Here is an 18,497-nt window from a genome sequence, read left to right on the forward strand (position 1 = left end):
GTAGTTTGCGGCCATGTCACACGATCATGACCACGACAACGAACTCGATCCGTTTGCCGCCCGCGTCCGCGCGCTGGAAACCATCCTCACCCAAAAGGGGCTGATCGATCCGGCGGCGATCGACGTCATCGTCGATACCTACGAGACGAAAATCGGCCCGCGCAACGGCGCCAGGGTGGTGGCGAAGGCCTGGAGCGATCCCGCCTATGCCGAATGGCTGAAACGCGATGCGACGGCGGCGATCGAATCGCTGAGCTATACCGGGCGGCAGGGCGAGCACATGCAGGCGGTGTTCAACACCGAGGAGACGCACAATCTCGTCGTCTGCACGCTGTGCTCCTGCTATCCGTGGTCGGTGCTCGGCCTGCCGCCGGTCTGGTACAAGGCGCCGCCCTATCGTTCGCGTGCCGTCATCGATCCGCGCGGCGTGCTGGAGGAGTTCGGGCTGACGCTGCCGGCGGACAAGAAAATCCGCGTCTGGGATTCGACCGCCGAGCTGCGCTATCTCGTCGTGCCGATGCGGCCCGAAAATACCGAAGGCTGGAGCGAGGAGCGGCTGGCGGAGTTGGTCAGCCGTGATGCGATGATCGGGACCGGCTTGGCCCAAAGACCTGAAATAGAGGGGCAGCCGGCATGAACGGGCCGCAGGATCTCGGCGGACAAATGGGGTTCGGTCCCGTCGCGCCCGAACAGGACGAGCCGTATTTTCATGCCGCATGGGAGAGGCGGGCGCTCGGCGTGACGCTGACTGCCGGCGCCATGGGAGCCTGGAACATCGACGAGAGCCGGCATGCGCGGGAATCATTGCATCCGGCCGACTATTATGCCTCCAGCTACTACGAGATCTGGATCAAGGCGCTGGAGGTGCTGCTCAAGCGCCATGGGTTTGTCAGCGAGCGCGACTTGGCTGAGGGCCGAGCGATTGATCCGGCTGCGACACCGAAAAGGGTGCTGAAGGCGGAAAACGTGCCTGCCGTGCTGGCCAAGGGTGGGCCTTGCGACCGGCCGGTGGCACAGCCAGCGCGGTTCAAGGCCGGCGATCCTGTACGGACCAAGAACTTCAACCCGAGCGGCCACACGCGGCTGCCGCGCTATGCGCGCGCCAAGCAGGGGGTGATTGAGGCGGTGCACGACGGTTTCGTGTTCCCCGACAGCAACGCGCATGGACACGGCGAAAATCCGCAATGGGTCTACACCGTGGTTTTCGAAGGGCCGGAAATCTGGGGCGAGGGCGCCGACCCGACGCTAAGCGTGTCGATAGACGCCTGGGAGAGCTATCTTGAGCCGGCGTGATACGGATCTGCCCGAGCTGCCGCCGGGCGTCGATGCGCGGGTGTTTGCCGAGCCATGGCAGGCCGAGGCTTTCGCCATGACGGTGGCGTTGCACGACAAGGGCCTGTTTTCGTGGAGCGAGTGGGCGCAGGCACTGTCGGAAAAAGTGAAGAGACCGGGCGCCGCAGCGGACGGCCATGATTATTACGAACATTGGCTGGCGGCGCTGGAAAGCCTGCTTGCCATCAAAGGGCTGGCCGCGAAGTCGGATGTCGACGCTATGGCTGAAGCCTGGGAGCGCGCCGCGCATGCCACGCCGCACGGCAAGCCGATCCTGCTGGAAAACGATCCCCAGCCGATTCGATAAGGTGTGGGGCGAGCTTGTATGTTCCCTTTACGTTCTTGTCTGCGCCTGATAGCCTGACCCGTCGGCGGCATTGAAGCGTCCCGGCGCATCGATGATGGTGGCCGCTGTCTTGTCTTTCCCTTGCGAATCCGGTCTCTCGCGCTGATGGAATTCTCTCCCCAACAGGACGACGCGCTGAAGGCGGTCGCCCAATGGCTGAAGACCGGCCAGCCGCAGCTGTTCCGGCTGTTCGGCTATGCCGGCACCGGCAAGACGACCTTGGCGCGGTATTTCGCCGAACATGTCGACGGCCAGGTGCAGTTCGCCGCCTTTACCGGCAAGGCGGCGCAGGTGCTGCGCTCCAAGGGTGCAGTCAATGCGCGCACCATCCATTCGCTGATCTATCGGCCGAAGGGCGAGGAATCGGTATCGGACGAGGTCACCGGCAAGACGTCGATGTCGCCGACCTTCTCGCTCAACCGCCAGAGCCCGATTACGCGGGCGAAACTGGTCGTCATCGACGAATGCTCGATGGTCGACGAGCAGCTCGGCCGCGACCTGATGAGTTTCGGCACGCCGATCCTGGTGCTGGGCGACCCCGGCCAGCTGCCGCCGATCTCGGGCGGCGGCTTCTTCACCGACCACGAGCCGGATTTTTTGCTGACCGAAATCCACCGGCAGGCGCGCGACAACCCGATCCTGCGGCTGGCGCTCGATGTGCGCGAGGGCCGTGAATTCATGCGTGGCGACTATGGCACGGCGCAGGTGATCGGCAAGGAAGACGTCACCCAGGAGCTGGTGCTGAAGGCGGACCAGGTGCTGGTCGGCACCAACCGCACGCGTCGCCGCTACAATCAGCGGCTGCGCGAGCTCAAGGGCTTCAACGCCGATTATCCGCAAGCCGGCGACAAGCTGGTCTGCCTGCGCAACGATCCGGCCAAGGGCCTGCTCAATGGCTCGCTGTGGAAGGTGATGACCTCGTCGCGCGAGACGGTGAAGCCCGGCATCAACCTTCTGGTGTCGCCGGAAGAGGACGATCCGGATCGTGGCGTCGCCAAGATCAAGCTGCTCAAGGCGGCGTTCGAGGATCCCGATGCCGATATCCCCTGGCAGCAGAAGAAGCGCTTCGACGATTTCGACTATGGCTACGCGCTGACCGTGCACAAGGCGCAGGGCTCGCAGTGGAACGAGATTGTGCTGTTCGATGAAAGCTGGGCCTTCAAGGAAACCCGCCAGCGCTGGCTCTACACCGCCATCACGCGGGCGGCCGAACGGCTGACGATCGTCAGGTAGGGGCTCCGGATGCTGTTGCCCCGATAGGCTGTGCGGCAAGCCATTGCCAGGCGGCAGCCTCGTCCTCCGCCCTGAAATGCCTGATTTCGATGGGCGGTGAGGACGGCAGAAAGCGTTGTGCGTCCGCTATCCAGTCCGGTTCGCCGATGGTTGCGCAACGGCCGACATGTTCCAATGCATGAATGGCACCCTGCTTCAGGGTCTCGTCCGCGATGTCGGCCCAGTCGACGCCATCGTGGTCGACGAGGCGCACCAGCACATCGATGCGCGGGTGCAGGGCATAGGCTGCCTCCAGCAGCCCGAAAAGATTTTCACCGTCGGCCGCGGAAACGTGCCCGACGACATCGATGGCGAAAAGGTCGTCGCGGCTGGTCTCGATACGGCGGATTGCCGGAACCTCATCGAGAAAATTCATCGGTGCGTCCTTTCCCGGGTTCGCTCATCAGGCTTGGAACACGCGAAACCCCCAGTCTGTTCCCACCAAAGGCATTACTGTTCCCGTCAAAGGCATTATAGGTGGGCGCGTTGAATGATTTCCGAGGCCACCCGCATGCCTGCAAAGCTCTCCGTCAACCTCAATGCCATCGCCATGCTGCGCAACCGGCGCGACCTGCCGTGGCCAAGCGTGACCGGCCTCGGCCGCATTGCGCTGGCGGCCGGAGCGCATGGGCTGACGGTGCATCCACGCCCCGACGAGCGGCACACAAGACACTCCGATCTGCCTGAGATTCGGTCGCTGATCGACGACGAGTTTCCGCGCGCGGAATTCAACATCGAGGGCTATCCGACCGAGGATTTCCTGGTGCTTGTGGAAAAGCACCAGCCCGAACAGGTGACTTTGGTGCCGGACGATCCGGCCCAGGCGACATCGGACCATGGCTGGAACTTCGCCACCCGGGCCGCGTTCCTCACACCGATCGTCAAGCGTCTGAAAAAGGGGGGCTTTCGCGTGTCGCTGTTTTCCGATCCGGACCCCGATTGGGTGGCGGCCGCCCGCGATGTCGGCGCCGACCGTATCGAACTCTATACGGGTCCATATGGTAGCTATCACACAGATTCCGCCAAAGCGGCTAAGGAGCTGGAAAGACTGGGAAAAACCGCCGACGCCGCGCTTGCTGCCGGGCTTCAGGTCAATGCCGGGCACGATCTGGTGGTCAGCAATCTGCCCGCACTTGCCAAGCGCATTCCGGCATTGGCCGAAGTGTCGATCGGACATGGGTTGACAGCCGACGCGTTGGAGTATGGCATGGCCGGCACGGTGGGTCGGTTCCTCAAGGCCTGCGGATGGTAGCGATGGCAGCCTCGCGTGGCAGGCATGGCAGCCATTACGCGACGGCACTTGATATTGCATTGCAGCAAGCGTAGAGCACCGCGCGCTATCGGAGTGTCGTCCATGGCCCTTACCAATACTGGTAGTGAGGCAGAACCCGTCGAACAATCGAGCCATTCGGAAGTCGAGCAGCACAGCACCAAGGTTCTGATGCTGGGCGCGCTCGGTGTCGTCTATGGGGATATCGGCACCAGCCCGATCTACGCCTTTCGCGAGGCGCTGGTGGCGTCGTCGGGCGGACAAGTCGCCCAGCGCGGCGATATTCTGGGCGTTTTGTCGCTGATCATCTGGTCGCTGACGATCATCGTCACCATCAAATACATCATGTTCGTGCTGCGGGCGAACAACCGCGGCGAGGGCGGCGTGCTGTCGCTGATGGCGCTGGCGCGCGGCAGTTTCCCCAAGCGCTCGGCGCTGATGCTCGGCATCGGCATTGTCGGGGCATCGCTTTTCTTCGGTGATGCCGTCATCACGCCGGCGATATCGGTGCTGTCGGCGGTTGAGGGCATGAATGTCGTCACGCCGACCTTCCAGCCCTATGTCGTGCCGCTGACACTGGTCATTCTTGCCATGGTGTTTGCGGTGCAGCGCTTTGGCACGGGCGGGGTGGGATTGGTCTTCGGTCCCGTGACGGCGGTGTGGTTCCTGGCGATCGGCCTTTCAGGTCTCAACCACATCATCGCCGATCCGGAAATCCTGTGGGCGGTGAGCCCGCACTACATCGTCGCCTTCCTGATCAATTCGCCCGACGTCGCTTTCGTGACCATCGGCGCCATCTTCCTCGCCGTCACCGGCGCGGAAGCACTCTATGCCGATCTCGGTCATTTCGGCCGCAAGCCGATCGTGCTCGCCTGGCTGTGGGTCGTGTTTCCGTGCCTGCTGCTCAATTATGCCGGGCAGGGCGCTTTCGTGCTGGCCAAGAACGGCGTCGTCGGCCATCCGTTCTTCGAAATGAATGAAGGCTGGACGCTGATCCCGATGGTCGTGCTGGCGACCGCCGCGACGGTCATCGCCAGCCAGGCGGTGATCTCGGGCGCCTTCTCGCTGACCAGGCAGGCGGTGCAGCTCAACATGCTGCCGCGCCTTGAAATCCTGCACACCTCGGAGAAACAGTCCGGCCAGATCTACATGCCGCGCGTCAACTTGCTGCTGGCGCTGGTGGTGATGATGCTGGTCGTCGGCTTCGGCGAATCCAGCAGGCTGGCGTCGGCATACGGCATCTCGGTGACCGGCAACATGCTGGTGACCACAGTGCTCTTGTTTGTGGTCATGACGCGGATTTGGAAATGGCGGCTGTGGGTGGCGGTCGCCATGACGGCGCTGTTCGGCTTCATCGACGTCGGCTTTTTTGCCTCCAACATCGTCAAAGTGTTCGAGGGCGGCTGGGCCTCGCTGGCCGTGGCCTTCACCATCGTGCTGGCCATGTGGACCTGGGTGCGCGGCAGCCGCTATCTGTTCGACAAGACCCGCCGCAACGAAATCCCGCTCGATTTCCTCGCCGGCAATCTCCTGAAGAAAAAGCCGCAGCTGGTGTCCGGCACCGCGGTGTTCCTGACGAGCGATCCACTCAGCGCGCCAACCGCGCTGATGCACAGCCTGAAGCACTACAAGGTGCTGCACGAGCAGAACGTCATCCTTTCGGTGGTGACCGCGCCGCAACCGGTGGTGCCCGACAGCGACCGGGTCAAGATGGAGACGGTCAACGAGCTGTTCATGCGGGTGACGCTGACCTTCGGCTACATGGAGCAGCCGAACATCCCGCGCGCGCTGGCGATCTGCCGCAAGCAGGGCTGGAAGTTCGACATCATGACGACCTCGTTCTTCCTGTCACGGCGTTCGCTCAAGGCCTCGCCCAATTCCGGCATGCCGGTGTGGCAGGATCGGCTGTTCATCGGCCTGGCGCGCACGGCGGCCGATGCGACGGAGTATTTCCAAATCCCGACCGGGCGCGTGGTCGAGATCGGCACGCAGGTGGCGATCTAGGACATGCCCTGGCGGATCGGCGAATGGACTGTGCTTCACGGCACAGTCCATGTCACTCCGCTTCAACCGGCCAGCGCGGCCTTGTTTGCCTCGAGGAACTGCTTCAGCGTCTTCGACTTCCGGCCGGAAAGCGTCTCGACCGCGTCCGTCACCATGGCGATGCGGCCGGAACGCGTGTTGGCGTCGAACGACACGATGATGCGGGCAAAGTCCTCGGGAACGCCAGCCGCCTTCACGCCCTCGGTCAGGGCTTCATCCGGAACCTGCACGACATCTAGCGGCTTGCCGGTGACCTCGCTTACCAGGGCCGCAATCTCCGCGGTGGTGTAGGCCTGCGGGCCGGTCAAGGTGTAAGTCTTGCTTTCGTTCGAAACGGTAACGAGGCCGGCGGCAATCGCTGCCGCCATGTCGTCGCGCGCACCGTGCGCCATGCGGCCGTCGCCGGCGGACGTGTACCATTTTCCCGAAGCGATCGCGTGCGGCAGGGCCATGAACAGGTTCTCCTGGTACCAGCCGTTGCGGAAGATCGTGTAGGGGATGCCGCTCGCCTTGATCGCCTGCTCGGTGCCGTAGTGATCATTGGCAAACAGCACCGGCGAAACCGGTTCTGGATTAGGCATCGAGGTGTAGAGAAGGTGGGAAACACCGGCCTTCTTCCCGGCGGCAACCGCGTTCTCGTGCTGCCTCAGGCGCTTGCCGTGAAGCAGGTCGATCTCGCCGGTCGAGATGATCAGCACCCTGTCGGCGCCCTTGAACGCAGCCTCCAACGATAGTGTGTCGTCGAAGTCAGCCGCCCTTGTGATGACGCCTCGCGCCGCCAGGCCGGCGAGGTTTTCCGGATTGCGGGTGGCGGCGATGATCCGTGCCGCTGGAACCTTGAACGTGTCCAGCAGATGGTTGATGACGCCGCGGCCGAGCTGGCCGGAAGCGCCGGTGATGAGAAGGGTTTCGGTCATGGAAGATCCTGACATTGCGCCGCTAAGGCGGTTCGAGTGGCAGTCTCAAAAAGAGACCAGCACTAAAATAGGAATTGACCCATGGCCGTAAAGAAGGCAGTTTTTCGGGAGGTAGGCAGGCGCAGGGAACCAGCGGTGGACAGCAAGATCGTCAATCTGAGATCGAAGATGGAGGTCTACAAGGCGATCTCCGGCGGCGGCAATTTTGCAAATTGTCCAGTCCGCGATGTCATCCAGGGGGTGAGCGGGAAATGGAGCTCGCTGCTGATGATGGCGCTGGCCGAAAAGCCCTATCGGTTTGGCGAATTGCGGCGGCTGGTGCCCGATATCTCACAGCGCATGCTGACGCAGACGCTCCATGATTTGCAGCGTGACGGCTATGTGCATCGCGAAGTGTTCCCGACCAAGCCGCCGAGCGTCGAATACAGCCTGACCGACCTCGGGCATTCGATGTTCGGCGCCTTGCATCAGCTGATCCTATGGGCCGAACTCAATCATGACGCGGTGCGCGACGCGCGTTCCGGCTTTGATGCCATGCAGGCTTGAACGGCAGCTAAAACCCGCGGCTTGATTTCGTCGGGCGGCTGAAGGATTGTCCCGGCCAGTTCGGCTTGGGGGCATTGGCATTTCCTACGACATAGCAATTGCCGGCGCCGGGCCGGCGGGATTGGCCATGGCGCTCTATCTCAAGCGTGCCGGGCATCGGGTCACGGTCTTCGAGCGCTTCGATGAGCCGAAGCCGGTCGGCTCCGGGCTGATTCTGCAGCCGACAGGGCTGACGGTCCTGGCCGATCTTGGCCTGCTTGACGACATACTCGCGCTGGGCAGCCGTATCGACCGCCTGCATGGCGCCGATGCTTCCACGGGCCGTACGGTGCTCGATGTCCGCTACGATGCGCAACGCGGTGGCCGCTTCGGGCTGGCGGTGCACCGGGCGGCCTTGTTCGGCGTGCTTTTCCGCGCCGCGCAGCGCGAGGCGATCGCCATCGAGACCGGCGTCGAGATCGAGGCTCTGGAGACCGGCGAACGGGCGACGCTGATATGCGGCAACCGACGAAGGGCAGGGCCGTTCGACCTCGTCATCGACGCCAGCGGTTCGCGCTCGAAACTGCGCCGCGCGAGCGCTCCAGGAGAGCCAAGAGCACTCACCTATGGCGCGTTCTGGGCCTCGCTTGGTTGGCGCGGCGACGGTTTCGATGAGCATGCGCTGCTGCAACGCTACGACAAAGCGAGCGTGATGATCGGCGTGCTGCCGGTCGGCCGGCCGCAGCCGGGCGCTGAAAAGATGGCGGCCTTCTTCTGGAGCCTGAAGCCGTCGGATGCCGATGAGGTGCGCGTCCGCGGCCTGAACGCCTGGAAGGAAAGGGTGGTCCGGCTGTGGCCACAGAGCGAGGCGTTCACCAGCCAGATCGACAGTTTCGACCAGCTCTCGCTGGCCCGCTACGGCCACCACACGATGAAGCTTCCGGCCGGTAGGCGATTGGCCGTCATCGGCGACGCGGCGCATTCCACCAGTCCGCAACTCGGGCAAGGGGCGAACATGGCGCTGCTCGACGCGGCGGCGCTCAGCCATGCGCTGGTGCGGACAACGAGTGTCGGGGCAGCACTGGAGGCTTATGCGAAGGCGCGGCGCTGGCATGTCCGCATCTTCCAGGCGCTGTCGCTGGCATTCACGCCGTTCTACCAGTCGGATTCGGTGGCGCTGCCCTTCATCCGCGACAGGCTGGTGGCGACGGTGGCAAAAATCCCGCCGGCGCCGCAGTTTCTCGCCTCGATGGTGGCCGGTACGGTGATCGATCCGTTCAAGCGGATTGGGCTGACCGAAGCGCGGTGGCTGGATCGTTTTGCCGGATGAGGCCTGAAAGGTGCGATCCCTTCGCTTGCAGGAAAGCATGCAGGCGCTGCGGATAGTCCGGCGCCACGGCTTGCCTGATCGACGGGCGTTCACTCAACGCCTTGCGCCAGGCTCGGACGAGCGGTTTGCCGTCCAGAATGCCGAAATCACCGATGCGGTCGAAGACATCGAGATAGCGGAAGACCGGACCGTAAACGGCGTCGACCAGCGAAAAGTGCTTGCTGGCGAACCAGGGTCCGCCGGGCTCGTCCGCCAGCTCGGCTTCGAGGCGATCGAACATGGCGGACAGCGCGCTGGATTCGGCAAGGAAGCCAGCCTCGGTCGAGGCTGAATAGAACCGGCCGATGGCGTTGAGGGTTGCCGAACCGAACTCGATCCAGGCGCGATGACGGGCGCGGGCATAGGGATCGACAGGGTGGAGGGGGTTGGCCTGCGTCTCTTCGAGGAATTCGAGGATGACGGCCGATTCGAAGATCGCCGTTTCCTCACCATTTCGCTGTACCCGCAGCAGCGGCACCTTGCCGAGCGGCGAGATCGCCTTGAACCAGTCCGGTTTGTTGGCGAGGTCGATATCGACGCGCTCGAACGGCACGCCCTTTTCGGCCAGCGAAATCGCGGCGCGCTGCACATAGGGGCAAAGGTGGTGGCTGACGAGGATGAGCTTGTGTTTCATCAGGTTTTCCAAGGTTAATGCATTTGCATCTATATAGATGCATGTGCATCGATCGTCAAGCTTGATGCAGATGCATCTACTGCCTATGCTTGGTCATGACCGAGAAAGCCACGCCTCCGCCAGCCGCCATCAAGGCATGGGCTCGCCTGATGCGGGTTTCGCGCCAACTGATGGAAAGCGCCGAAGAGGCGTTGAAGGCCGCCGGCCTGCCGCCGCTTGCCTGGTACGACGTGCTGCATGAGCTCGCCGAGGCGGGTGAGGGCGGGCTGCGGCCGTTCCAGCTCATCGAGCGCACGCTGTTCGCGCAATACAACATCTCCCGGCTTCTGGCCCGCCTAGAGGCCGACGGACTGGTGGAGAAGCTGCCGGTGGCCGATGACGGCCGTGGCCAGACCATCCGCATCACCGCCAGCGGGCGAGAGATACGCCGCCAGATGTGGGCTGTCTACGGACGCTCGATTGCGGAACTGGTAGGCGCCAAATTGTCGGCGGATGAGCTGACCATGGTCTCGGCATTGCTTGGACGGCTGCGTCAACCGCCAGCCGGCGACTAGGCGAGGCTGTCGCGCGCGGCAACGCTCATCCACTTGCAGATATTTTGCTCTCGTCCTCTTGCGTGCGGCCTTGGAATGCGCAATATGCCGAACCGTAACGTACGGTACGGATTGCCGAGTGATCGGTGGCCTGCCTTTCGAGAGAAGAGCGTGTTGCACATCTTGCCCGATATAGACACCAGCGAAGCGCTGACAGAACGGCAGAAGGCCGTCCTCGACGCGGCGTTGCGGCTGCTGGTCGAGGAGGGCGATCATCTGACCATGACCGCCGTGGCGCGCCGCGCTAGCTGCTCCAAGGAAACGCTCTACAAATGGTTCGGCGACCGTGACGGGCTGCTGACGGCGACGGTGCAGTGGCAGGCCTCGAAAGTGCGGGTGGCGCCGGTTGACGGCAAGGGGCTCGATCTTGCCTCGCTGACCGCAAGCCTCGAACGCTTTGCCTCGGACTGGCTTAAGGTGATCTCCAGCGACACCTCGATCGCCCTCAACCGGGTGGCGGTCAGCCATGCGGGCTCGGGTAAGGACAATCTCGGCGCCGTCGTGCTTGAGAACGGCCGCTTCGCATTGGCCAAACGGTTGAAGCCGGTGCTTGAGGCCGGCCGACGGACCGGGCTTTTGGATTTCACGGATGCCGAGACGGCGTTCCGCACCTTTTTCGGGCTGGTCGCCCGCGACGTGCAGATCCGTCTGCTGCTTGGCGACCGGCTGGAATTGACTGAGGTGGCAATCGGCGGCGATGCCGCGCGCGCGACGCAGCAGTTTCTCGCTCTTCATGGAGCAACAACCGGCCGCAAGGCCCTCTGATTTGTAAAAACGGGAAGGAAGACAAAATGCGCGTCTATTACGATCGTGATGCCGATCTCAATCTGATCAAGGGCAAGAAGGTCGCCATCATCGGCTATGGCAGCCAAGGCAGGGCGCATGCGCTCAACCTCAAGGATTCCGGCGCCAAGGAGATCGCCATCGGCCTCAAGGCCGGCTCGGCGACCGCCAAGAAGGTCGAGGCCGACGGGCTCAAGGTGATGAGCGTGGCGGACGCCGCCAAATGGGCCGACCTGATGATGATGGCAACGCCGGACGAACTGCAGGCCGACATCTACAAAAACGAGATCGCGCCGAATATCCGCGATGGTGCCGCTATCGCCTTCGCGCATGGCCTCAACGTGCATTTCGGCCTGATCGAGCCGAAGTCGACGGTCGACGTCGTCATGATCGCACCGAAGGGTCCCGGCCACACGGTGCGCGGCGAATACCAGAAGGGCGGCGGCGTGCCGTGCCTGGTCGCCGTCAACCAGGATGCCTCGGGCAATGCGCTCGACCTGGCGCTGTCCTACGCCTGCGGCGTCGGCGGCGGCCGTTCGGGCATCATCGAGACCAATTTCCGCGAGGAATGCGAGACCGACCTGTTCGGCGAGCAGGTCGTGCTGTGCGGCGGTCTGGTCGAGTTGATCCGGGCCGGTTTCGAGACGCTGGTGGAAGCCGGCTACGCGCCTGAGATGGCCTATTTCGAGTGCCTGCACGAGGTCAAGCTGATCGTCGACCTGATCTATGAAGGCGGCATCGCCAACATGAACTACTCGATCTCGAACACCGCCGAATGGGGCGAATATGTCTCGGGTCCGCGCATCATCACCGCCGAGACCAAGGCCGAGATGAAGCGCGTGCTGAAGGACATCCAGACGGGAAAATTCACCTCGGAGTGGATGCAGGAATATCGCGCCGGCATGTCCCGCTTCAAAGGCATCCGCCGCAACAATGACAGCCACCAGATCGAGGAAGTCGGCGCCAAGCTGCGCGCGATGATGCCCTGGATTTCCAAGAACAAGCTGGTCGACAAGGCCAAGAACTGAGCGAAATCCACAAGCGCTCGAAAACAGCGGCTTCCATGAACAAAAAACGGCGCCAAGTGGCGCCGTTTTTTCATTCTGTCGGTCGGCTCAGCTACAGGTCAGCTCAATAGGGTGAGTAGCACTGCTGGCGCGGGCCGTTGTAGGGCTGGAAGGTGTTGTCGTAGGCCCGGTACGACCGGTAGCGGTTGTAGCACCATTGGACATGGGCGCTCGAAAGCCGTCCCGCGCGGTAGTAGCGGCGCGGCGCCGGCCGGTCATAGTAGTCGTAATTGTTGTACATGCTGCCGAGGCCAAGCCCCAGGCCAAGGCCCAGGATCGCGGCACTCGCGCCATCATCGTAGTAACGGCCGCCGCGATAGTGATGGCGACCATGGCGCCAACGCCAGTTGTCTCCACCATTCCAGTTACCGCCGCCGCCCTGCCAGTGTCGACGGCCGCCGTCCCAATTGCCCGACCGGCGCCATCTCCAATCGTCGTTGTTGAACTGACGGTTGTTGCCGCCGGCCCAACTGTCGCGAACCGGCGTGACATTCGGCGCCGCCGTGCTGGTTGGTATCGACAGATCCGGCTGCATGATCGGTCCGGCGGCGGACGGTGCCGTGACGCCGGACAGGATACCGAGGGCTATCAGCCCCGATTTGACCGTGGAAGAAAAGAGCGAACTCATTGCACTCTCCAAGAGTTACAGGCCCCACGCCCACCCGAGGAATGGGCAACAATGGATGTTTGCATCTGAACGGCGGATGAACGGAAAGGTTCCGTCAACCATGACGCGAACGCGCCCAGGACCAATCGATCTCAGATGGTGGTTTTGCGCGCTTGTTTTCCGAAGCACTTGCGGGCAAAGGTCATGGCATGTCGCTGCGCCTTGCCACCTTCAATGTCGAGAACCTGATGAACAGGTTCGATTTTTCCGGCTATCGCAACCAGCTCAACGAGGATCGAACGCTGGCGCTGTTCGATATCCAGAGCGAGGCGGAATACAGGATCCTGGAGCAGGCCCGCGCCATCGCCCAGTCCGACGACACGCGCCAACTGACGGCGCTGGCAATCGCTGCCACCCGGGCCGACATCATCTGCATGCAGGAGGTCGACAACATCGAAGCGCTGAAGGCCTTCGAATACGGCTATTTGTTCAAGATGGTGGGGCAGGGCTACCGGCAGAAATACACCACATCGGGCAATGATTCGCGCGGTATCGACGTTGCCGTGATGATGCGCAACGAGACCGCGCAGGGCCAGCCGATCGAATTCGTGCGCATGACCAGCCACGCCTACGTCACCTACGAGCAGTTCGGGCTGCACACGCCGGAACTCGAGGTACTGGGCAATCAGGCCAATGAGCGCATTTTCCGGCGCGACTGCCTGGAGATCGACGTCACCGTGGGTGGCGTGCCGCTGACGCTCTATCTCGTGCATTTCAAGTCGATGGGCTCGCCGCGCAACGGGCTCGACGGGCGCGAGGCGACGATTCCGGTGCGCATCGCAGAGGCGCAGGCCGTGCGTCGCATCATCGAGGAGCGCTTCGGCAAGGACTATGCCGCCGACAAGAATTGGGCGATATGCGGCGACATGAATGATTATCGCCAGCGCGTGAAGGTGGCCGGCGATGCGATCGACGGTTATCGCTTCGAGGTGGTCGACGAAGCCCTGTCCTGCATCAACGTGCTGACGGCAGGCGGCTTTTGCGAAAATGTCGTCGAGCGGCGGCCGGAGATGAACCGCTGGAGTTTTTACCACACGCGCGGACCGGAAGAGCGGCATCTGTGCCAGCTCGACTACATCCTGTTGTCGAAGGGGCTCGCCGCCAGCAACGCGACGGCCGTTCCCGACATCATCCGCAACGGCCAGCCCTGGCGCACCATTTTTCCGCCCGGCCAGGAGGTCGAGCGGTTTCCGCGCGCCGGCTGGGACCGGCCGAAGGCATCGGACCATTGCCCGGTGGCGATCACGCTGGACATGACCTGAGCTGCGTTAGAGCAAGATGAGCTTCGACCTGCCCCGCAATGTCATCCTGCCGGTCGATGCCGTCGATGTCAGGCTCGATCCTGGCCCGCATCCCTTCGCCCGGGATAATGCAGAGGCGATCGCCGAGAACTGGCAGCGCGAGATATCAGCCAATCCGGCGCTGTTCGACGGCACCGTGGTGCTGCTGTCGCAACTCGCTTACCGCGATAACCGTCTCGTCGGCCGCTGCCATGCGGTCAACTACTCGACGTTCATGCTGTGGCGGAAGCGGCGCGAGAATTCGGGCGCCGAGCATGCCTATGCCCATGCCATGCTGGTGGCCGGCGACAATGCGCTGGTGGCGATCCGCATGGGTCCTCACACAGTCAACGCCGGCCGCGTCTATTTCGCTGCCGGCTCGTTCGAGCCGATCGATTTTCGCGATGGGCTGGTCGATGTCGATTTCAACATGATCCGCGAGGTGCGCGAGGAAACCGGTCTCGACCTGTCAGGTGCTGAACGCGGCAAGCGCTACCACGCCATGTCGACCAGCAGCGGCACGGTGATCTTCCGCCGCTATCACGAGACGGCGCCCGCAGACGAGATCGCCAGGCGCATCTCAGCCTTCGTCGCCACCGAGACCGAGCCGGAGATCCAGGGGCCGGTGATCATCCGCCATGCGGCCGACCTGCCGGATGGGCTCTCGCCGCACATGAAGCCGCTGATCGAGTGGCATTTCGCAAACAGGAATTAAGGGCGCGTCTTGTTCTGTGCCGCGTTGCGATCGTTGCGGGCGGCGACGAGGAACAGGATGAAGCCGATGCCGAGCAAGCCGCCCATCGCCATTCCCATGGTCTGGCCGACGACTGCCTGGAAATCTGATGTGACGCGATCGGGATTGGCCATGCCGAAGCGGGCGAGATACCACCAGATGCCTGCAAGACCTGCCTCGATGACCACCATCGCCAGGACCAGTCGCGCCTTCTTGCTCATCCCGCTATTCCTCCACCCAAGGTCAATTGCCCTAGCATCGCGAACAGTGTCGGGACAGTGGCGGGCCGGGTGGAAACGTCGAAGACTGTGCAAAACCGGTCGGAGCGCCGGCCGCGTTCTGGCCGGGTTGCCCTATTCGTGCCTTAGCGCGTCGATCGGATCGAGCCTGGCGCCGCGCAATGCTGGGAAGAAGCCGAAGACCATGCCGATCAGGGCGGAAAAGCCGACGGCGAGCAGGATCACCGCCGGGCTCGGCGCAAACGGGATGGTCAGCGTCACCGCGGCGAGGCCGGCCAGCGCCAGGCCGATCAGGATGCCGATGATGCCCCCGAGCAGCGACAGCACCGTCGCCTCGACCAGGAACTGGATGAGGATGTGCTTTTCATGCGCGCCGATGGCCAGCCTGATGCCGATCTCGCGTGTGCGTTCGGTGACCGACACCAGCATGATGTTCATGATGCCGATGCCGCCGACCAGCAGGCTGACGCCGGCGACGGCGCCCAGCATGCCGGTCATGGTGGTTGTGGCGCTGGCCATGGCGTCGGCGATCTGGGTCATGTCGCGGATGGCGAAATCGCTCTCGCGGTCGGGCGTGATGCGGCGCGCGTCTCGCAAAATGTCCTCGACGCGGGGCTGCAACTCGCTGGTCGGCGTGCGGTCGTCGGCGGCGATGTAGATGTTGTCGATGTCGCGGTTGCCGGCGATGCGGCGCTGGTAGGCATGCAGCGGCATCAGCACGACATTGTCCTGGTCCTGGCCGAAGCCGGTATAGCCCTTGGGCTCGAGCAGGCCGATGATCTTGCAGGAGGTGCGGTTGACGCGGATGATCTCGCCTTCGGGATCGCCGGCGCCGAAGAATTGCTGGCGCACGGTCTCGCCGATCAGGCACACGCCGGTGCCCGAGCGGGTTTCGGAATCGCTGAACGGGCGGCCCGACACCAGCTTCCAGTCGCGCGCATCGAGATAGGCGCTGTCGGTGCCGGTGACGCCCGAGGTCAGGCTCTCGGTGCCGAAGATGACGCGGACCTGCTTTTGCGAGGCCGGTGAAATCGCGCGCGCGCCGCTGAGATGCGCCACAAGTGCCGCAAGGTCCTTTTCCGCGAGCGGACGCACCACCTGGTCGAGCCCGCCCGGTCCGCCGGGGCCGGCCGGACGGCCGGAGCGGACCACCAGTAGATTGCTGCCGAGCTTGGAGATGTCGGCCTTGACCTTTGCTGTGGTACCCGAGCCGATGGTAAGCATGGCAATGACGGCGGCAACACCGATGACGATGCCGAGCAAGGTCAGGAACGAGCGCAGCACGTTGCGGCGGATCGAGCGCAGCGAGAGGCGGACGGTTTCCCAGATCATGGTTATGCCGTCTCCAGCTTCATTGTGTCGGAGGCGACATGACCGTCGAGGAAGCGGATGGTTCGTTCGGCATAGTCGGCGACGTCGGCCTCATGCGTAACCATGGCGACGGTCAGGCCAAGCCCGGTGTTGAGCCGGGTCAGCAGCTCCATGATCTCGTGCGTGCGGGCGGTGTCGAGATTGCCGGTCGGCTCGTCGGCGACGAGCAGTGTCGGGCGCGTGACGATGGCGCGCGCGATCGCCACGCGCTGCTGCTGGCCGCCGGACAGTTCGGCCGGCGTGTGGTGCTCGCGGCCGACAAGGCCGACCTGCGCCAAGGCCTGCATGGCCAGGTCGCGGCGCTCGCGGGCGGCGACGCCGCGATAGATCAGCGGCAGTTCGACATTTTCGGCCGCCGTGGTGCGGGCCAGCAGGTTGTAGCCCTGGAAGACGAAGCCGACATAGAGGTTGCGCAGCATGGCACGGCGGTTGCGGTCGAGGCGGCCGGCGTCGATGCCCATGAAGGAATAGGTTCCGGCCGTCGGCGTGTCGAGGCAGCCGATGATGTTCATCGCCGTCGACTTGCCGGAGCCGGACGGACCCATGATGGCGACGAATTCGCCACGCCGGATGGCAAGATCGACGCCGGCCAGCGCATGCACCTTGGCCTCGCCCTGGCCGTAGCTCTTCCAGACCTTGTCGAAGGTGATGAGGGTCGCGCCCGCAGCCACGGCATCAGCTCCGCTGCTGCGACGCGGTGATGATTTGAGCGCCTTCGTCCAGGCCCGAAATGATCTCGGTCAGTTCGCCGTCGGTCGAGCCGATCTTGACGTTGACCGGGTGCGGACGCCCGTTCTCCAGCACGTAGAGCGTGCGCGAGCCGTCGGTGGGCACTGTGGCGGCCTGGCGCTGGCGGTTGCCGCCGGGGCGCCCCATGCGGCCGGTGAACAGGTCGCTCAGGCTCCAGCCGCGGGCGGCCTGCTGCGCCGGACGATAGCGGAAGGCGGTGGCCGGCACGGTGAGCACGCCCTTGGCCTGTTTGGTGACGACCGAAACGGTTGCGGTCATGCCGGGCCGCAGCAACAGCTCGTTGTTGTCGACCTCGAGCCGCGCATTGTAGGTGACGACGCCGTCGGTGGTGACCGAGGCATAGGAGATGTCGCGGATCTCGGCGTCGAACGGCCGCTCGGGGAAGGCATCGACGGTGAAGCGGGCATGCTGGCCGGATTTGACCGCGCCGATGTCGGCTTCGTCGACCGCCGCCACCAGTTCCATGTTCCTGAGATCGGCGGCGATGATGAACAGCACCGGCGCCTGCAGGGAGGAGGCGACCGTCTGGCCGGGATCGACCGAGCGCGTCAGCACGATGCCGTCGATCGGCGCATAGATGGTGCTCTTGGCAAGGTCGGTCTGCTGCGCCTTGAGGTCGGCCTGGGCGATGGCGAGGTTGGCCTGCGCACTGTCGAGCGCTGCCTTGGAACGGTCGCGCGTGGCGGTTGCTGCTTCAAGCGACTGGTCGGTCGCCATGCCACGCCTGGTCAGTTCGGCGGCGCGCACCAGCGCCTTCTCGTTTTCGGTCAGCGTAACCGTGGCGTCCTCGACATTGGCGGCGGCGGCCTTGGCCGAAGCTTCGGCGCGCTCGATCTGGACTTCGAGTTTCACGGTGTCGAGTGTCGCCAGCACGTCACCCTTCTTGACCTGCTGGTTCTCCTCGGCCGAGACCGAGCGGATGATGCCGGACAGTTCGCTTGAAATGTCGACCTGGGTGAGCGGCTGCAGCGTGCCGGTTGCCGACACCGCGACGGTGAGATCAGCCTTGGCGGCAGGCACTGTGGTGTAGTCAATCCTGGCCGGCGAGCCGGCATACCACTGATAGGCACCAAGCCCGGCGACGAGCACGATCAGCGCCAGCAGCGCATAGAGCCAGCCGCGCCGGCGCGACTTGCGCCGCCCCCTCTGGTCGAGCCCAAGCGCCGTCTCGATGGCGGAATCCGATTCCGTCTTTGGCAGATTGACAATCTGGTCCACGCTGGACCCCTATAATGCGTAGTGTCCCTATCTGTGCACAGATCAGGCTTACTGGTTCAAATATCAAATTAAATTTCGCCCATGTTGG

21 protein-coding genes are annotated in these 18,497 nt (G+C 63.7%); 13 read left to right on the forward strand and 8 right to left on the reverse strand.

Annotated elements, in window-relative coordinates; all coding sequences use genetic code 11:
* Positions 1 to 13: 13 nt before the first annotated feature.
* From nthA to NKK51_RS06720, 4 genes are all read left to right on the forward strand, one after another.
* On the forward strand, positions 14 to 637 hold the full coding sequence (gene nthA / locus NKK51_RS06705; RefSeq protein ID WP_352551888.1) for a nitrile hydratase subunit alpha: 624 nt from the start codon (positions 14 to 16) through the stop codon (positions 635 to 637).
* Complete coding sequence (gene nthB, locus NKK51_RS06710) at positions 634 to 1,293, forward strand: nitrile hydratase subunit beta (RefSeq protein ID WP_023813052.1); 660 nt, start codon at positions 634 to 636, stop codon at positions 1,291 to 1,293. The genes nthA and nthB overlap by 4 nt, the downstream gene beginning before the upstream one ends.
* Positions 1,280 to 1,639 (forward strand): nitrile hydratase accessory protein, encoded by a 360-nt coding sequence (locus NKK51_RS06715; RefSeq protein ID WP_352551890.1) that lies wholly within the window; start codon positions 1,280 to 1,282, stop codon positions 1,637 to 1,639. Before nthB ends, NKK51_RS06715 begins: the two co-directional genes overlap by 14 nt.
* A 144-nt stretch (positions 1,640 to 1,783) precedes the next feature.
* Complete coding sequence (locus NKK51_RS06720; protein ID WP_027034850.1) at positions 1,784 to 2,911, forward strand: ATP-dependent DNA helicase; 1,128 nt, start codon at positions 1,784 to 1,786, stop codon at positions 2,909 to 2,911.
* Here the strand turns inward: NKK51_RS06720 and NKK51_RS06725 are convergent.
* Positions 2,904 to 3,326, reverse strand: a complete 423-nt coding sequence (locus tag NKK51_RS06725; protein ID WP_352442857.1) for a SpoIIAA family protein — start codon at positions 3,324 to 3,326, stop codon at positions 2,904 to 2,906. The two genes, NKK51_RS06720 and NKK51_RS06725, sit on opposite strands and share 8 nt — an antisense overlap.
* Before the next feature lie 135 nt (positions 3,327 to 3,461).
* Between NKK51_RS06725 and NKK51_RS06730 the strand changes: the two genes are divergently transcribed.
* Both NKK51_RS06730 and NKK51_RS06735 read left to right on the forward strand, forming a co-directional pair.
* Positions 3,462 to 4,202, forward strand: coding sequence for a pyridoxine 5'-phosphate synthase (locus tag NKK51_RS06730; RefSeq protein WP_023813048.1), 741 nt, complete (start codon positions 3,462 to 3,464; stop codon positions 4,200 to 4,202).
* Between the two features lie 102 nt (positions 4,203 to 4,304).
* Positions 4,305 to 6,224 carry a potassium transporter Kup gene (locus NKK51_RS06735; protein ID WP_352551893.1) on the forward strand — a complete coding sequence of 640 codons (1,920 nt, stop codon included), beginning with the start codon at positions 4,305 to 4,307 and terminating at the stop codon, positions 6,222 to 6,224.
* 62 nt (positions 6,225 to 6,286) lie between these two features.
* Here the strand turns inward: NKK51_RS06735 and NKK51_RS06740 are convergent, their stop codons facing one another.
* Positions 6,287 to 7,180: an SDR family oxidoreductase gene (locus NKK51_RS06740; RefSeq protein ID WP_352551895.1), complete on the reverse strand. Its 894-nt coding sequence runs from the start codon at positions 7,178 to 7,180 to the stop codon at positions 6,287 to 6,289.
* Positions 7,181 to 7,315: 135 nt separating this feature from the next.
* On the opposite strand from NKK51_RS06740, the gene NKK51_RS06745 reads away from it, so the two are divergent.
* Together NKK51_RS06745 and NKK51_RS06750 are read left to right on the forward strand one after the other, a co-directional pair.
* Positions 7,316 to 7,726: a winged helix-turn-helix transcriptional regulator gene (locus NKK51_RS06745; RefSeq protein ID WP_127293162.1), complete on the forward strand. Its 411-nt coding sequence runs from the start codon at positions 7,316 to 7,318 to the stop codon at positions 7,724 to 7,726.
* Positions 7,727 to 7,772: 46 nt separating this feature from the next.
* Positions 7,773 to 9,035 (forward strand): FAD-dependent oxidoreductase, encoded by a 1,263-nt coding sequence (locus NKK51_RS06750; RefSeq protein ID WP_352551897.1) that lies wholly within the window; start codon positions 7,773 to 7,775, stop codon positions 9,033 to 9,035.
* Here the strand turns inward: NKK51_RS06750 and NKK51_RS06755 are convergent.
* Entirely contained in the window at positions 8,983 to 9,708 is a 726-nt protein-coding gene (locus tag NKK51_RS06755) for a glutathione S-transferase family protein (protein ID WP_352551899.1), read from the reverse strand. The genes NKK51_RS06750 and NKK51_RS06755 overlap by 53 nt on opposite strands.
* A 95-nt stretch (positions 9,709 to 9,803) precedes the next feature.
* On the opposite strand from NKK51_RS06755, the gene NKK51_RS06760 reads away from it, so the two are divergent.
* The 3 genes from NKK51_RS06760 to ilvC all read left to right on the forward strand — a co-directional run bounded on the left by NKK51_RS06760 (position 9,804) and on the right by ilvC (position 12,112).
* Positions 9,804 to 10,262, forward strand: coding sequence for a MarR family winged helix-turn-helix transcriptional regulator (locus NKK51_RS06760; RefSeq protein WP_352551901.1), 459 nt, complete (start codon positions 9,804 to 9,806; stop codon positions 10,260 to 10,262).
* A 150-nt stretch (positions 10,263 to 10,412) separates the two neighbouring features.
* Positions 10,413 to 11,066, forward strand: a complete 654-nt coding sequence (locus NKK51_RS06765) for a TetR/AcrR family transcriptional regulator (RefSeq protein ID WP_352551903.1) — start codon at positions 10,413 to 10,415, stop codon at positions 11,064 to 11,066.
* Positions 11,067 to 11,092: 26 nt separating this feature from the next.
* Positions 11,093 to 12,112 (forward strand): ketol-acid reductoisomerase, encoded by a 1,020-nt coding sequence (ilvC, locus tag NKK51_RS06770; RefSeq protein WP_013531065.1) that lies wholly within the window; start codon positions 11,093 to 11,095, stop codon positions 12,110 to 12,112.
* A 103-nt stretch (positions 12,113 to 12,215) separates the two neighbouring features.
* On the opposite strand, the gene NKK51_RS06775 is transcribed toward ilvC, so the two are convergent.
* Positions 12,216 to 12,779, reverse strand: a complete 564-nt coding sequence (locus tag NKK51_RS06775) for a BA14K family protein (RefSeq protein WP_023812414.1) — start codon at positions 12,777 to 12,779, stop codon at positions 12,216 to 12,218.
* A gap of 188 nt (positions 12,780 to 12,967) precedes the next feature.
* Here NKK51_RS06775 and NKK51_RS06780 point away from each other — a divergent pair, with 188 nt between their 5' ends.
* The gene (locus NKK51_RS06780; protein ID WP_352551906.1) at positions 12,968 to 14,080 is read left to right on the forward strand and encodes an endonuclease/exonuclease/phosphatase family protein; all 1,113 of its coding nucleotides are present in this window, start codon (positions 12,968 to 12,970) and stop codon (positions 14,078 to 14,080) included.
* 16 nt (positions 14,081 to 14,096) lie between these two features.
* Positions 14,097 to 14,813 carry a hypothetical protein gene (locus NKK51_RS06785; RefSeq protein WP_352551908.1) on the forward strand — a complete coding sequence of 239 codons (717 nt, stop codon included), beginning with the start codon at positions 14,097 to 14,099 and terminating at the stop codon, positions 14,811 to 14,813.
* Here NKK51_RS06785 and NKK51_RS06790 read toward each other — a convergent pair.
* From NKK51_RS06790 to NKK51_RS06805, 4 genes are all read right to left on the reverse strand, one after another.
* Positions 14,810 to 15,052, reverse strand: coding sequence for a hypothetical protein (locus tag NKK51_RS06790; RefSeq protein WP_352439810.1), 243 nt, complete (start codon positions 15,050 to 15,052; stop codon positions 14,810 to 14,812). The genes NKK51_RS06785 and NKK51_RS06790 overlap by 4 nt on opposite strands.
* A gap of 132 nt (positions 15,053 to 15,184) precedes the next feature.
* On the reverse strand, positions 15,185 to 16,402 hold the full coding sequence (locus tag NKK51_RS06795; protein WP_023812410.1) for an ABC transporter permease: 1,218 nt from the start codon (positions 16,400 to 16,402) through the stop codon (positions 15,185 to 15,187).
* Positions 16,403 to 16,404: 2 nt separating this feature from the next.
* Positions 16,405 to 17,112: an ABC transporter ATP-binding protein gene (locus NKK51_RS06800; protein ID WP_023812409.1), complete on the reverse strand. Its 708-nt coding sequence runs from the start codon at positions 17,110 to 17,112 to the stop codon at positions 16,405 to 16,407.
* A gap of 4 nt (positions 17,113 to 17,116) precedes the next feature.
* Entirely contained in the window at positions 17,117 to 18,409 is a 1,293-nt protein-coding gene (locus NKK51_RS06805) for an efflux RND transporter periplasmic adaptor subunit (RefSeq protein WP_352551910.1), read from the reverse strand.
* Positions 18,410 to 18,497: the final 88 nt, after the last annotated feature.

This window comes from Mesorhizobium sp. M0011 (genome assembly GCF_040324155.1).
Taxonomy (GTDB): domain Bacteria; phylum Pseudomonadota; class Alphaproteobacteria; order Rhizobiales; family Rhizobiaceae; genus Mesorhizobium.

Coding starts and splice junctions, on each gene's coding strand:
- ilvC (WP_013531065.1), top strand. CDS start 11,093: ATGCGCGTCTATTACGATCGTGATGCCGATCTCAATCTGATCAAGGGC.
- NKK51_RS06780 (WP_352551906.1), top strand. CDS start 12,968: ATGTCGCTGCGCCTTGCCACCTTCAATGTCGAGAACCTGATGAACAGG.
- NKK51_RS06720 (WP_027034850.1), top strand. CDS start 1,784: ATGGAATTCTCTCCCCAACAGGACGACGCGCTGAAGGCGGTCGCCCAA.
- NKK51_RS06775 (WP_023812414.1), bottom strand. CDS start 12,779: ATGAGTTCGCTCTTTTCTTCCACGGTCAAATCGGGGCTGATAGCCCTC.
- NKK51_RS06790 (WP_352439810.1), bottom strand. CDS start 15,052: ATGAGCAAGAAGGCGCGACTGGTCCTGGCGATGGTGGTCATCGAGGCA.
- NKK51_RS06760 (WP_352551901.1), top strand. CDS start 9,804: ATGACCGAGAAAGCCACGCCTCCGCCAGCCGCCATCAAGGCATGGGCT.
- NKK51_RS06725 (WP_352442857.1), bottom strand. CDS start 3,326: ATGAATTTTCTCGATGAGGTTCCGGCAATCCGCCGTATCGAGACCAGC.
- nthA (WP_352551888.1), top strand. CDS start 14: ATGTCACACGATCATGACCACGACAACGAACTCGATCCGTTTGCCGCC.
- NKK51_RS06755 (WP_352551899.1), bottom strand. CDS start 9,708: ATGAAACACAAGCTCATCCTCGTCAGCCACCACCTTTGCCCCTATGTG.
- NKK51_RS06740 (WP_352551895.1), bottom strand. CDS start 7,180: ATGACCGAAACCCTTCTCATCACCGGCGCTTCCGGCCAGCTCGGCCGC.
- NKK51_RS06730 (WP_023813048.1), top strand. CDS start 3,462: ATGCCTGCAAAGCTCTCCGTCAACCTCAATGCCATCGCCATGCTGCGC.
- NKK51_RS06795 (WP_023812410.1), bottom strand. CDS start 16,402: ATGATCTGGGAAACCGTCCGCCTCTCGCTGCGCTCGATCCGCCGCAAC.
- NKK51_RS06735 (WP_352551893.1), top strand. CDS start 4,305: ATGGCCCTTACCAATACTGGTAGTGAGGCAGAACCCGTCGAACAATCG.
- NKK51_RS06785 (WP_352551908.1), top strand. CDS start 14,097: ATGAGCTTCGACCTGCCCCGCAATGTCATCCTGCCGGTCGATGCCGTC.
- nthB (WP_023813052.1), top strand. CDS start 634: ATGAACGGGCCGCAGGATCTCGGCGGACAAATGGGGTTCGGTCCCGTC.